Source organism: Inhella sp. (genome assembly GCF_027532025.1).
Taxonomy (GTDB): Bacteria; Pseudomonadota; Gammaproteobacteria; order Burkholderiales; family Burkholderiaceae_C; genus Inhella.
In genome coordinates, this window is the sequence record NZ_JAPZSY010000099.1 from 1 (window position 1) to 11,687 (window position 11,687).

At 66.6% G+C, this 11,687-nt stretch carries 16 protein-coding genes and 2 riboswitches; of the genes, 10 read left to right on the top strand and 6 right to left on the bottom strand.

The annotated features are described in order from the left end of the window. Positions 1-21: 21 nt before the first annotated feature. Both gcvH and gcvT read right to left on the bottom strand, forming a co-directional pair. Entirely contained in the window at positions 22-396 is a 375-nt protein-coding gene (gene gcvH, locus O9335_RS12540) for a glycine cleavage system protein GcvH (RefSeq protein WP_298388570.1), read from the bottom strand. A 48-nt stretch (positions 397-444) separates the two neighbouring features. Next, entirely contained in the window at positions 445-1,575 is a 1,131-nt protein-coding gene (gene gcvT, locus O9335_RS12545) for a glycine cleavage system aminomethyltransferase GcvT (RefSeq protein ID WP_298388572.1), read from the bottom strand. A gap of 55 nt (positions 1,576-1,630) precedes the next feature. After that, positions 1,631-1,744, bottom strand: a riboswitch (glycine riboswitch). 32 nt (positions 1,745-1,776) lie between these two features. After that, a riboswitch (glycine riboswitch) is annotated at positions 1,777-1,891 on the bottom strand. An 11-nt stretch (positions 1,892-1,902) separates the two neighbouring features. On the opposite strand from gcvT, the gene O9335_RS12550 reads away from it, so the two are divergent. Together O9335_RS12550 and O9335_RS12555 are read left to right on the top strand one after the other, a co-directional pair. Continuing rightward, entirely contained in the window at positions 1,903-2,496 is a 594-nt protein-coding gene (locus O9335_RS12550) for a GNAT family N-acetyltransferase (protein WP_298388574.1), read from the top strand. Between the two features lie 22 nt (positions 2,497-2,518). Beyond that, entirely contained in the window at positions 2,519-2,965 is a 447-nt protein-coding gene (locus tag O9335_RS12555; RefSeq protein WP_367185430.1) for a hypothetical protein, read from the top strand. Here O9335_RS12555 and O9335_RS12560 read toward each other — a convergent pair. Further along, positions 2,952-3,818, bottom strand: a complete 867-nt coding sequence (locus O9335_RS12560; protein ID WP_298388576.1) for an MBL fold metallo-hydrolase — start codon at positions 3,816-3,818, stop codon at positions 2,952-2,954. The two genes, O9335_RS12555 and O9335_RS12560, sit on opposite strands and share 14 nt — an antisense overlap. 128 nt (positions 3,819-3,946) lie before the next feature. Here O9335_RS12560 and O9335_RS12565 point away from each other — a divergent pair, with 128 nt between their 5' ends. From O9335_RS12565 to soxZ, 6 genes are read left to right on the top strand one after another with little or no spacing between them, the layout of a single operon-like run. Next, positions 3,947-4,312: a metalloregulator ArsR/SmtB family transcription factor gene (locus tag O9335_RS12565; protein WP_298388578.1), complete on the top strand. Its 366-nt coding sequence runs from the start codon at positions 3,947-3,949 to the stop codon at positions 4,310-4,312. Beyond that, entirely contained in the window at positions 4,309-4,758 is a 450-nt protein-coding gene (locus O9335_RS12570) for a YeeE/YedE family protein (RefSeq protein ID WP_298388580.1), read from the top strand. The genes O9335_RS12565 and O9335_RS12570 overlap by 4 nt, the downstream gene beginning before the upstream one ends. Positions 4,759-4,768: 10 nt before the next feature. Beyond that, positions 4,769-5,236 carry a YeeE/YedE family protein gene (locus O9335_RS12575; RefSeq protein ID WP_298388582.1) on the top strand — a complete coding sequence of 156 codons (468 nt, stop codon included), beginning with the start codon at positions 4,769-4,771 and terminating at the stop codon, positions 5,234-5,236. Beyond that, the gene (locus O9335_RS12580; RefSeq protein ID WP_298388584.1) at positions 5,229-7,016 is read left to right on the top strand and encodes a SulP family inorganic anion transporter; all 1,788 of its coding nucleotides are present in this window, start codon (positions 5,229-5,231) and stop codon (positions 7,014-7,016) included. Before O9335_RS12575 ends, O9335_RS12580 begins: the two co-directional genes overlap by 8 nt. Continuing rightward, positions 6,992-7,453: a thiosulfate oxidation carrier protein SoxY gene (gene soxY, locus O9335_RS12585; protein ID WP_298388586.1), complete on the top strand. Its 462-nt coding sequence runs from the start codon at positions 6,992-6,994 to the stop codon at positions 7,451-7,453. Before O9335_RS12580 ends, soxY begins: the two co-directional genes overlap by 25 nt. Before the next feature lie 37 nt (positions 7,454-7,490). Then, positions 7,491-7,802 carry a thiosulfate oxidation carrier complex protein SoxZ gene (gene soxZ / locus O9335_RS12590; protein WP_298388588.1) on the top strand — a complete coding sequence of 104 codons (312 nt, stop codon included), beginning with the start codon at positions 7,491-7,493 and terminating at the stop codon, positions 7,800-7,802. 39 nt (positions 7,803-7,841) lie between these two features. On the opposite strand, the gene O9335_RS12595 is transcribed toward soxZ, so the two are convergent. The 3 genes from O9335_RS12595 to O9335_RS12605 form a co-directional block, all read right to left on the bottom strand. Continuing rightward, positions 7,842-9,140 (bottom strand): NAD(P)/FAD-dependent oxidoreductase, encoded by a 1,299-nt coding sequence (locus O9335_RS12595; RefSeq protein WP_298388590.1) that lies wholly within the window; start codon positions 9,138-9,140, stop codon positions 7,842-7,844. Positions 9,141-9,150: 10 nt separating this feature from the next. After that, a complete protein-coding gene (locus O9335_RS12600) occupies positions 9,151-9,486 on the bottom strand; it encodes a c-type cytochrome (RefSeq protein WP_298388592.1) in 336 nt (111 codons plus the stop codon). A 172-nt stretch (positions 9,487-9,658) separates the two neighbouring features. Continuing rightward, entirely contained in the window at positions 9,659-10,258 is a 600-nt protein-coding gene (locus tag O9335_RS12605) for an HAD family hydrolase (RefSeq protein ID WP_298388594.1), read from the bottom strand. On the opposite strand from O9335_RS12605, the gene O9335_RS12610 reads away from it, so the two are divergent. Then, the gene (locus tag O9335_RS12610; protein ID WP_298388596.1) at positions 10,257-10,415 is read left to right on the top strand and encodes a hypothetical protein; all 159 of its coding nucleotides are present in this window, start codon (positions 10,257-10,259) and stop codon (positions 10,413-10,415) included. The two genes, O9335_RS12605 and O9335_RS12610, sit on opposite strands and share 2 nt — an antisense overlap. Positions 10,416-10,500: 85 nt before the next feature. Further along, positions 10,501-11,687: hypothetical protein (locus O9335_RS12615; protein ID WP_298388598.1), on the top strand; the 1,187-nt coding region annotated here is incomplete at its 3' end.

An 11,687-nucleotide genomic window follows, 5' to 3' on the forward strand; every position in this document is an offset into this window, starting at 1 on the left:
GGGGGGGGGGGGGCCCCCGGATCAGCTGTTCTTCAACAGCTCGTCGTAGGCGGTGCCGTCCATCAGCGCGTCGAGCTCGCTGGGGTTGGACAGCTTGACCTTGAAGAACCAGCCGCTGGCCAGCGGGTCGCTGTTGGCCAGGCTCGGGTCGTCGCGCAGGGCTTCGTTCACTTCGGTGATTTCGCCGCTGACGGGCATGTACACGTCGGCCGCGGCCTTCACGCTTTCGACCACGCCGGCCACTTCCTTGGGGGCGTAGGCCTTGCCAACTTCGGGCAGGTCCACGAACACCACGTCGCCCAGCGCGTCCTGCGCGTGGACGGTGATGCCCACGGTGGCGGTGCCGTCGCCGTGGACTTGGACCCATTCGTGGTCGGGGGTGTACTTGGTGCTCATGGGGTTCTCCTGGTTGGATGTCGTGGAAATGGGAATTCGACCGCGCGCTCAGCCGCGGAAATAGCGGTGCGGCGCGAAGGGCATGGGGGACACGGTCATCGGCACGCGCTTGTCGCGCACCAAGGCAAACAGCGGGGTGCCTTGGGCGGCGTGGCTCGTGGCCACGTAGCCCATGGCCACCAGGTGGCCCACGGTCGGGCCCAGGGTGCCGCTGGTGACGACGCCGACCTCGGCGCCATCGGCGTTCACAAGCTTGGCGCCTTCGCGCACGGGCAGCTTCTCGGTGCTGCTCAGGCCCACGCGCTTGCGTGCGGCCGGGGCGCTGCCGCCGGGCAGTTGCGGGTCGATCACCTCAAAGCCGGGGTAGCCGCCGGCGCGGGCGCCACCGCTGCGGCGCACCTTTTGGATGGCCCAGGTCAGGGCGGCTTCGGCGGGGGTGGTTGTGGTGTTGATGTCGTGGCCGTAAAGGCACAGGCCGGCTTCGAGGCGCAGGGTGTCGCGGGCGCCCAGGCCGATGGGCTTGACCTCGGGCTGGTCCAGCAGCAGGCGGGCGATGGCGATGGCGTCGCGCTCGTGCATGCTGATCTCGTAACCGTCCTCTCCGGTGTAACCGCTGCGGGTCAGGAACACATCGAAGGCGTCCAGCTTGAAGAAGCCGCCTTCCATGAAGGTCAGCTTTTCGACGCCAGGGGCCAAGCGGGCCAGGGCGGTCACGGCGGCGGGGCCTTGCAGGGCCAGCAGCGCGCGTTCGGGCATGGGGACAACTTGGCAGCGGCCGCTCAAGTGCTGCTGCAAGTGGGCGATGTCTTGCTCTTTGCAGCCGGCGTTCACCACCACGTACAGGTCGTCGGGGCGGCGGCAGACCATCAGGTCGTCCAGGATGCCGCCTTGCGGGTTGGTGAACAAGGCATAGCGCTGCTTGAACACCGGGAGGTCGACGATGTCGACCGGCACCAGGGTCTCCAGCATCTGGGCGGCGTCGGCGCCAATCAGGCGCACCTGGCCCATGTGGGAGACGTCGAACAAGCCGGCGTGCGTGCGTGTGTGGCGGTGCTCGGCCAGGATGCCGTCGCGGTACTGCACGGGCATGTCGTAGCCGCCGAAGGGCACCATCTTGGCGCCGAGTTCGACGTGCAAGGCATGCAATGGGGTTTGGAGAAGCGGGGCGGAGGCGGTCATGGGGAATCCCTCAGGCAAAGACAAGTCGATCCATGGAACGCCCGAAGCGCCCCGGCTTGCCCTTGCTGTCCGCTTTACCTGAGAGATTGACCGGCTGGAGTTGACCCCCGTTCGGCTTGCCCCTTCGGTGGGCGGCTTCAAAAGCGCGCCTCTCTCCAGCTCGGAACGCATCGCCTCGGGTCCTTTCGGTCCGTGCGGCCATGCGTGTGCCCAGTCCTTTTGCCTGAGCGTTCGGCCCGGGGGTGAACCCGGCCTGCGCCTTCGGCGGCCCCCAAATGCCGCGGTGGGCAACGGGGCGCTCTCCTGAGCGGGGCGCATGATACCGGCATGGATCTTTTGCGCCGTGAATTCTTCGTCAGCAACGACCGCTGGGTGGCGGTGCCCTTGGGCGCCGACGACGCCCCGGCCTTGCAAGACTTCCTGGACGCCAACCCGCTTTACAGCCAGATCGTCAATGGGCGCCCCTTTCGCCCGGGCGAGGCGCTGGAGGAAATCACCGACGTGCCGCCGTTCGCGCACCGGCAGGCCCATGCCGTGGCGGTGCTGGACCGCGCATCGGGTGCGTGGCAGGGCTTCGTGTCCTTGGTGGACGGTCTGATCGACCCGAGCGTGTGCCACATTGGCCTCTTTTTGGTGGGCAGCGCTTGGCATGGCACCGGCTTGGCCACCGAGGTCTACACGGCGGTGGAGCAACGGGCGCGCACCTCGGGCGCGCGCTGGATGCGCTTGGGGGTGGTGGTGGGCAACGTCCGGGCCGAACGCTTCTGGCGGCGCATGGGCTTTGAAGAAGTGCGCCAACGCCACGGCCAACCCTACGAGGGGCCGTCGACCTCGGTGCGCGTGCTGTTCAAGCCCTTGAGGGCGGCGGGCCGATCCGAGTACCTCGCCTGCGTCGAGCGGGACCGGCCCGACTCCCCATAATCGCGCCCGTTTTCAAACGGGGATGGGTGCGATGTTGAAGAGCCGTGCGTTGTGGATCGCCTTGGCCGTGCTGGTGCTGCTGCCCGCGCTGTACTTCTGGGCCGCCCTGAACTGGAGCTACAGCAGCGGCGAGCGCGCCGGCTGGGTGCAGAAGCTGTCGCACAAGGGCTTCGTCTGCAAGACTTGGGAGGGCGAGCTGGCGCTGGTGAGCACACCGGGCGCGCCGGTGGAGAAGTTCGCCTTCACCTTGCACGACGACGCGGTGGCGGCCGACATCAACCGCTTGATGGGCCGCCGCGTGGCCTTGCATTACGAGCAGAAGATGGGCTTGCCCACCTCGTGCTTTGGGGAGACGCGGTACTTCGTGACCGCGGTGAAGGCCACGGACGAAGTGCAGTTGGCACCTGGGGTGGTGGTGCCGCAAAGCACGCCCCCCGCGCCCGCGGCGGCGTCGGCTACAGCGCGTTGAGCGGGATGCGTAAGTAGCTCACGCCGTTGTCGTCCGGCGGGGGGAAGGCGCCCGCCCGGATGTTGATTTGCACGGCGGGCAAGATGAGGGTGGGCATGGCTAGCGTGGCGTCCCGGGCGGTGCGCATGGCCACGAAGTCGGCCTCGCCGACGCCATCGTGCACATGGATGTTGTGGGCACGCTGTTCGGCCACGGTGGTTTCGAATCGCACGTCCCGCCCCTCGGGTGGGTAGTCGTGGCACATGAACAAGCGGGTTTCGGGCGGCAGGCTCAGCAGCTTGCGCGTGGACGCGAACAAGGCCCGCGCATCGCCGCCTGGGAAGTCGCAACGGGCGGTGCCCACGTCGGGCATGAAGAGGGTGTCGCCCACGAACACCGCATCGCCGAAGCGGTATGCCACACAGGCTGGGGTGTGCCCGGGCACGGCGATGACTTCGCCGTTCAAGGGGCCGAGCGGCACGGTGTCGCCCTCGCTGAACAAGCGATCGAACTGCGAACCGTCTTGGCGGAAGCCGGGCTCCAGGTTGAACACCCCCTTGAACACCTGCTGCACGCGGGTGATGTCACGACCAATGCCGATGCGCCCTCCCAGTTGGGCCCGGAGATAAGGCGCCGCCGAGAGGTGATCGGCATGGGCGTGCGTTTCCAAGATCCAGCGCACCGTCAGGCCTTGCTCGCGCACGTAGGCGATGACGCGGTCGGCCGATTCGTGGCTGGTGCGTCCTGACTTGGGGTCGTAATCCAGCACCGAGTCGATGACGGCGCACTCGCTGCCGGGGCCGGTGTGCACCACGTAGGTGACGGTCCAGGTGGCGGGATCGAATAGGCCGTGAACGATGGGGGAAGGGGTCATGGTGATGGCTCCGGGTCAGGGCCGCGATGGGGTGCGGTTGCTTCACTTTCGTGGTCGATAGTTTATTGACAGACAATCTACTCGTCAATAAACTGTTGGCAACCAGTCGCTCGCGTCCCAGGCTGTTCATGGCCAACAACCCTTTGAAACCCGCCGTTTCCCTGCCCAGCCAAGCCGCCGAGCAGGCTGCCCTGATGCTGAAAACCCTGTCTAACCCGGACCGGCTGCTGCTGCTGTGCCACATGACCGAAGGCGAACGCTGCGTCGGCGATTTGGAGGCGCTCACGGGCATTGCGCAGCCCACGCTGTCGCAGCAACTCACGGTGCTGCGCCGCCAGAGCCTCGTCAGCACCCGGCGCGATGGCAAGCACATCCATTACCGCCTCACCCACCCGTCGGCGCTGGCCATCTTGCAGCTTTTGCATCGGCTGTATTGCAGCGACTCGGCTCAACAACCCACCCCTACGGACACACCCAACGAGGCCATCCCATGACGATCGATTGGAACCATTTCACCCCTTGGTCTGCTGGGATCGGCGGCGTGTTGTTGGGCTTGGCGGCGGCCGCCTTCGTGCTGCTCAACGGGCGCATCTTGGGCATCAGTGGCATCGTGGGAGGGCTGTTGAGGCCAACCGCCGGCGACACGGGTTGGCGGCTGTCGCTGTTGGCTGGCGTGGCCGCAGCCCCCTGGGTGGCGCAGGGCCTGGGCCAGACCACGGCTTGGTGGCCCGCGCAGGCCGCGCCGCGCATCGACGCCGGGTGGGCCCTGGTGGTGTTGGCGGGTTTGTTGGTGGGCGCCGGAACGCGCTATGCGTCCGGCTGCACCAGTGGACACGGGGTGTGCGGCCTGTCGCGCCTGTCGCCCCGTTCCCTGGTGGCGACGCTGAGCTTCATGGCGGCGGGATTTGTCACGGTGGCCCTGCTTCGTCACGCGTTTTGAGGGAGGCGTCATGACACACCGCATCGTCGATTTTTTGGTGGGCCTGCTGTTTGGCCTGGGCTTGCTGTTGTCGGGCATGACCGACCCCGCCAAGGTGCAGGGCTTCTTGGACGTGTTGGGCCCGTGGGACCCTTCACTGGCCTTCGTGATGGGTGGCGCCATTGCCGTGGGCACGGGCGCTTTCGCGCTGGCGCGACGCCGCACCGTGGCCTTGCTGGGCGGCGCCATGCGCCTGCCCACGGCGCAGCAGATCGACCGCCCACTGGTGCTGGGGTCCATGGCTTTCGGCGCCGGTTGGGGCTTGGCGGGGTTTTGTCCCGGGCCGGCCTTGGTGGTTGCCGCCGCCGGCGAACCCAAGGCCGTGGCTTTCGTTCTGGCCATGCTCGTGGGGATGGCCGGCTACGAGGCCTTGCAAGCCTACTCCCGTCGCTCCAGCGCCCCCACGCCACCCGCTGCACCCGGCGCTGGCGATGCTTGAGCGCTGGCCGCCTCGGCTGTGGGCGCAGGGCTACAACCGCGCCACCTTGGGCGCCGATGCCCTGGCGGCGCTGATCGTCACGGTCATGCTGATCCCCCAGAGCCTGGCCTACGCCATGCTGGCGGGATTGCCACCCGAAGTCGGGCTGTATGCCAGCGTGGCGCCTTTGGTGGCTTACGCCTTGTTGGGCAGCAGCCGCGTGCTGGCCGTCGGCCCGGTGGCCGTGGTGTCGTTGATGACCGCCACGGCCCTGGGCGATGTGGCCGCTCCCGGCACGCCTCAGTACGTGGCGGCCGCGCTGACGCTGGCCCTGTTGTCCGGCGGGCTGCTGCTCTTGATGGGCGCCCTGCGCCTGGGCGTGCTGGCGCACTTCCTCAGCCACCCGGTGGTGGGGGCGTTCATGTCGGCGTCCGCGCTGCTGATTGCCGCGGGGCAGCTCAAGTCCCTGCTGGGCATCTCGGCCAGCGGCACCGCGCTGTGGACCTTGGCCCCGTCGCTGTGGATGCACCTTGGCCAATGGCACGGACTGACGAGCCTGGTGGGCTTGGGCAGCCTGCTGTTCCTGGGGCTGATTCGCAGCCGCTTGAAGCCTGCCTTGTTGCACCTTGGCATCGGTGCGCGCTGGGCCGACGCGGCGGTCAAGACCGGGCCGATCGTGGCGGTGGTGGGCACCGCCGTGTGGAGCTGGGCGGTCGATGCGGCGGAGCAGGGCGTTCGGGTGGTGGGTCACGTTCCCCAAGGTTTGCCGCCGCTGACGCTGCCAGGCTGGGACCCAGCCCTGTGGCAGGCGCTGTGCTTGCCCGCGCTGTTGATCAGCGTGGTGGGGTTTGTGGAGTCGGTCTCGGTCGGCCAAACCCTTGCCGCCAAGCGGCGCCAGCGGGTGGAGCCGAACCAAGAACTGCTGGCCTTGGGAGCGGGCAATGTGTCGGCCGCGTTCACAGGCGGCATGCCCGTGACGGGGGGCTTCGCCCGATCGGTCGTGAACTTTGACGCCGGCGCCCAAACGCCCCTGGCGGGCGTGCTCACCGCCGGCGGCATCCTGTTGGCCAGCCTGCTGCTGACGCCGGCGCTGTTTCACCTGCCGCAGGCCACTTTGGCAGCCACCATCACGGTGGCGGTCTTGTCCCTGGTGGATCTCGGCTTGTTGAGGCGCACGTGGCGCTACGCCAAGTCGGACTTCTCGGCAGCGGTCGCCACCCTGGGAGGCACCTTGTTGTTGGGCGTAGAAACGGGTTTGGTGCTGGGGGTGGGGCTGTCGCTGGCCTTGCACCTGATCCGAACCAGCCGCCCCCACATCGCCGAGGTCGGCTGGGTGCCAGGCACCGAGCACTTCCGCAACGTGCTGCGCCACGCGGTGCGCGTCAGCCCCAGGCTGCTGAGTTTGCGGGTGGACGAGAGTTTGTACTTCGCCAACTCCCGCACCCTGGAAGACCGCATCAACGCCGCGGTGGCCGAACGCCCCGCGCTGGAATTCGTGGTGCTGCAGTGCTCCGCCATCAATGACATCGACGCCAGCGCACTCGAGAGCCTCGAAGCCATCGAGCGGCGCCTGCAAGAGGCGGGTGTGCAACTGCACATGAGCGAAGTGAAAGGGCCGGTGATGGACCGCCTGCTCAAGACCGAATTCGCTCAGACAATGCAAGGCCGCTGGCACCTGACCCATTTCATGGCCGTGAAAGCCCTCACGCCCGAGGTGTGCGACGACGCCAGCCCCCAAGCGCCACCCACGCCCCCCGTCACCAAGGACCCCCAAGCATGCCGACCCGACGCCAATGGATGACCACCGAAGCGGTGAAGGTGGCGGCCCTGTTGGCGGCCACCGGCCTGCTGCCCGACACCGCCCTGGCCGCCTGGAACGCAGGCGCGTTCGATGCCCGCTCGGTGGTCGATGCCATGAAGGCCTTGGGGCGGGCGGCTCCCGTGGCCAGTGGCGACATCACCCTGACGGCGCCTGACATTGCGGAAAACGGGGCTTCGGTGCCTGTCTCCCTCTCGACCCGGCTGCCAGGCGTGAAGCAAATGGCGCTGTTGGTCGAAAAGAACCCCAACATTTTGGTGGCGGTGTTCGACCTGGGCGACGGCATGGAACCCGACATCAGCACCCGCATCAAGATGGCAGAGTCGTCCAACGTGGTGGCCGTTGCGGTGATGGGCGACGGCCGAGTGTTGTTCGCCCAACGCGACGTCAAAGTGACCCTGGGCGGCTGCGCCGCTTGACGGACCGGCTCCAGGCGAAATCAAGAAAGCATTCCCCATGGCTGAAACGATGCGCATCCGCGCGCAGTGGACCCCGGAGCGAACGACGATTCGCATCCTGATGCACCACGACATGGAATCGGGACAACGCAAAGACGCCCAGGGACGCACCATCCCGGCCTGGTTCATCCAGGAGGTGGCGATCGGACTCAATGGACGCCCCGTGCTTCAAGCCCAGTTCGGCCCGTCCATGGCCAAGAACCCTTTCCTGCAGTTCCACCTGAAGGGCGGGAAGGTGGGCGACAAACTCAGCGTCACCTGGCGTGACAACCGCGGCGCGACGCGCACGCAAGAAGCGGCCCTGGCCTGAGCGAAGACCAGACTGGCCAGCGCCACCCCCAGCGTTGCTTCAGGCCTTGGCCGCCAGCATGTCGTTCCAAATGTTGGTGGCCCAACTGAGGGCGTAGCGCCCTTCGAGTTCGCTGGCTGCGGCAGAAACGCCGCCCGAGCCGGGCACCGGCTTGAAGACCTTGTCGGCGGCGTCGTACTGGTGCACCGAGGCCACGTGAACGACCTCGCGGGCGGTGACGAAGCTGTAGCAGGTATTCATCACCACGGGCGTGCTGTTCACCGACTCCCCCTTGAGCAACTGGATGATGGCCGCCGCCGCCACCTTGGCGTGCTGGTTGGCCATGTGGCCCGACTTGGGCATGCCTGGGGCGGAGAACGTCGCGTCGCCCAGCACGTGCACGCCCGGCACCGCCGTGGACTCCATGGTGAGCCAATGGACGCCCGACCACCGCTGATTCACGGTGATCAGCCCCGCGTTCTTGGCGATGTCGCCCGCCCGCTGGGGCGGCACCACGTTCAGCACGTCGGCCTTCACATCCTCGAACTCCAGCTTGGCCACCTTGCCGTGCACCTCTTTCAGTTCCGAGTTGGCGCGGTACTCCAAGATGCCCGCGTAATGCTGGGCAAACGCCTTTTCAAACAGCGCCTTCTTGGACTGAACCTCGGGGTTCGCGTCCAGCACCAGCACCTTGCTCTTGGGCTTGTGCTGCTTGAAGTAGGCCGCCACCATGCAGGCACGCTCGTAAGGCCCCGGCGGGCAGCGATAAGGGGCCTTGGGGATGCTCAGCGCATACACCCCGCCGTCGGGCATGGCTTCCAACTGTCGCCGCAGTGACAGGGTCTGCGGACCGGCTTTCCACGCGTGCGCCACGTCGCCGCTGTCGAGGGCGGCTTGCAAGCCAGGGATGGCGTCGGTCATGAAATCCACGCCAGGCGACACGATCACGCGGTCGTAAGGCAATTCCTGGCCGCCCGCCAACCGCACCTTGCGGGCAACAGTGTCCAGGCCGGTCACTTCGCCTTGCACCACCTTCACGCCCAGCGCCTTCAGCCCGTCGTAGCCGCGCGTGATGTCGGCGATGGGCTTGAACCCTCCGACGACGAGGTTCGAAATGGGGCAGGAAATGAACTGCGGGTTGCGCTCCACCAAGGTGACGTCGATGGCGCCCCCCCACAGGCGCAGGTACCGAGCCGCCGTGCTGCCGCCAAAGCCCCCACCCACCACCACCACACGGCCCAGCGTCGGCCCATGGGCCGGCGTGGCGCAGGCGCTCAGGCCGCTCAACAAGGGCAGGGCGCCCCAGGCGGCGGCACCGGCGAGGAGTTGCCGGCGGCCGGCGTTGCGTCGTTCGGTCATCGTCGGCTCCTCAGGGTTTCGCGGGGGTTTGAGCGGCAAAGTACTGGGCAATCAACCGAATCTGATCGTCGGTGTACCCCTTGGCGATCTGGTGCATGATGGTTCCAGTCATGGCGCCGGTCTTGTAGGCCGTGAGCACCGCCACCATGCCGTCTGCGGGCCAGCCGGCCAAGGGCTTCATGTCACCCTGGGCGCGGCCGTTCGTCCCGTGGCAGTTGGCGCACGTGGCGGCCAGGTTGCGCGCCAACAGGGCGTCGGCCGGCGGCGTTTGGGCCAGGGCCATCGAACTCAGTGACACGGCGGCCAGGGTCGCGGCCAGTCGCAGGGTGGGGCGGATGGGGCTCATGCGGGTTGCCTTCCCGAGGTGGGGGGTGGAGAAACATCCCGCGGACGTGCTCAATGGGCAGAGGGCAGGATGGCGCAACCGCGAATGTTGCGTCAATTTGGAGTGGCGGCGCGCTGCAAATGGCGAATCAGCACTTTCCGTGGGCGCATGTCCGCGCGCGCGCTCCTGAGGCTCACCCTCCGCGCAGCCACATGTCGGCAAAGGCACCCAGATTCGGGTGTTGAGAATCGACGTGCTGCAGGTCTGGCCCCGTGTTGGGCGATCCATTCGGCTCCCGCATGACCAAGGCCTTGTGGATGGCAGGATGAACGCCCCGGTGGTAAGGCAGGTAGTCGTCCACGAAGGCGACGGGCTTCAACCGAGCCAAGGCCTCCGCTTTGGGGCTGACGTCCACGGCCGTGTGGCCCGTCGCGACCAGTCCGTCCAGGGGAAAGCCCAGCGCCGACAAATTCGTCTCCCGCGCCGCGGCGAACTTTGAATCGACGGCGGACACGCAGACCAAGCGAAAGCCTCCAGCCACCAATCGCTGGCAGGCGTCGAGGGCGCCCGGCAGCGCGGGAACCGAACTCCAAAATGTTTCGTCGAAGCAAGCCCGCAGGGTCTCCAGGCCGGCCCCCGACAGCCGTTGAACATCCCAACGGTCGATGGGCCAGTAGGCCTTCGGGTCACGCAACGCCGGGCGTGCGCCGAAAGCGCGCTCCCAGGCACTGGCGTAGGCCTGGTGGAAGTCGAGCAAGACGCCGTCGGCGTCCAAAGCGATCAATGGGTTCATGGCCGGGATGTACCACAGCGGCGTTTACGCAACTGAATTTGCCCATGATTTGGGGCGTCGGATGAAGGCGTCTTCCCAGGGCAGCCAGAGCAGCGCTGCAAGTGAATTTGACGATGCCTTGCAAGTGAAATTGGTAAAAACTGCGCGAATCAACTAACTTTGCCCATGTTCAGACGCATGCAGGAGCGTCCCGGATGGCAAGTTCAGCCAGGATCGGATCGAGGCGAGGCCACGTCGCTGCCGTGGACCTGGAGCAGTGGCCGGAAGTCGACCAAGACGCGCTTTCGGACAGTCGCCGATCGATCTACCTAAAGCGTCGACAGGCGGTGACCCTGTACCTGGCTGGCGCTTCTGACGCTGATCTGAAGCGAGAAACCGGCATTCCACTGCACATGGTGCACCGGCTGATCACCCGCCGCTGCCTTGCACAACACCCCGACGGAACCCTGATGGGCTGGCGTGGAGCCTTGCCGTTCTACCGAGTTGGGCCCTACACCCGCATCAACGCCCCGGTCATCAAAACCGCCACGGGCGGCGGCAGCGCAGGGGCGATGAAGTGGCTGTTCGAGTCGCCAGGCGGCGCCGAACTACAAGCGCGCTTCGACAAGAAAATCCTAAGCCGAGCAGCCAAGCTTGCGTCCACCAAGCGGCCGAAGCAGGAGCTCTTTCAGTGGTTTCTGAAGCAACTGCGAGAGGCGGGATACGAAGGGCGCGGCGAATGGCCTTTCAATGTCGCGAGGCTGGGTTGCGTCAGCATCTACCGATACATCGACCGGGTTCTGGACGAGAACCCTCGGCGTCAACGCCAGCTTTTGGGGGGCGATGAAGCAGAGCGGAAGGCTCGCGCCGGTGACGGAACCCGTCGGCCTGACCTGAAGGTTTTTCAGCGGGTCGAGTGCGATGCACACAAGCTCGATGCCCGCATGGTGGTCTTGGTGCCATCCCCACACGGGGGGCACGAGCCTCGAAAGATTCACCGCATCTGGGTCGTCGTCATCATCGAGGTCGCGACTCGTGCCGTTCTTGGGTACCACCTCAGTCTCCGATGGGAGTGCAGCGCTGAGGACGTACTTCGGGCGGTCAAGAGCGCTTTGTCGCGCTGGGATCGCCGTGAAATTCATTGGAGCAAGGAAACCTACGTTGACTCAGCGGCTTTGCCATCTGCTCACGACGAGCGATACATCGGGGCCTGCTGGGACGAGTTCAGCGTTGACGGTGCATTGGCCAACATCTGCCAACGGGTGGAGCGGCAACTGCACGAAGTCGTTGGGGCGAACATCCTCAAACCCCAGGACCCCAACAGCTTCAGCCATCGCCGCAGCAAGGACGATCGGCCATTCATTGAGTCATTCTTTCGGCAACTCGCAGGCGGTGGCTTCCACCGGTTGGCAACGACCACGGGCAGCAAGCCTGCCGACAAGCGTGGGTC

Coding starts and splice junctions, on each gene's coding strand:
- gcvH (WP_298388570.1), bottom strand. CDS start 396: ATGAGCACCAAGTACACCCCCGACCACGAATGGGTCCAAGTCCACGGC.
- gcvT (WP_298388572.1), bottom strand. CDS start 1,575: ATGACCGCCTCCGCCCCGCTTCTCCAAACCCCATTGCATGCCTTGCAC.
- O9335_RS12550 (WP_298388574.1), top strand. CDS start 1,903: ATGGATCTTTTGCGCCGTGAATTCTTCGTCAGCAACGACCGCTGGGTG.
- O9335_RS12555 (WP_367185430.1), top strand. CDS start 2,519: ATGGGTGCGATGTTGAAGAGCCGTGCGTTGTGGATCGCCTTGGCCGTG.
- O9335_RS12560 (WP_298388576.1), bottom strand. CDS start 3,818: ATGACCCCTTCCCCCATCGTTCACGGCCTATTCGATCCCGCCACCTGG.
- O9335_RS12565 (WP_298388578.1), top strand. CDS start 3,947: ATGGCCAACAACCCTTTGAAACCCGCCGTTTCCCTGCCCAGCCAAGCC.
- O9335_RS12570 (WP_298388580.1), top strand. CDS start 4,309: ATGACGATCGATTGGAACCATTTCACCCCTTGGTCTGCTGGGATCGGC.
- O9335_RS12575 (WP_298388582.1), top strand. CDS start 4,769: ATGACACACCGCATCGTCGATTTTTTGGTGGGCCTGCTGTTTGGCCTG.
- O9335_RS12580 (WP_298388584.1), top strand. CDS start 5,229: ATGCTTGAGCGCTGGCCGCCTCGGCTGTGGGCGCAGGGCTACAACCGC.
- soxY (WP_298388586.1), top strand. CDS start 6,992: ATGCCGACCCGACGCCAATGGATGACCACCGAAGCGGTGAAGGTGGCG.
- soxZ (WP_298388588.1), top strand. CDS start 7,491: ATGGCTGAAACGATGCGCATCCGCGCGCAGTGGACCCCGGAGCGAACG.
- O9335_RS12595 (WP_298388590.1), bottom strand. CDS start 9,140: ATGACCGAACGACGCAACGCCGGCCGCCGGCAACTCCTCGCCGGTGCC.
- O9335_RS12600 (WP_298388592.1), bottom strand. CDS start 9,486: ATGAGCCCCATCCGCCCCACCCTGCGACTGGCCGCGACCCTGGCCGCC.
- O9335_RS12610 (WP_298388596.1), top strand. CDS start 10,257: ATGGCCGGGATGTACCACAGCGGCGTTTACGCAACTGAATTTGCCCAT.
- O9335_RS12605 (WP_298388594.1), bottom strand. CDS start 10,258: ATGAACCCATTGATCGCTTTGGACGCCGACGGCGTCTTGCTCGACTTC.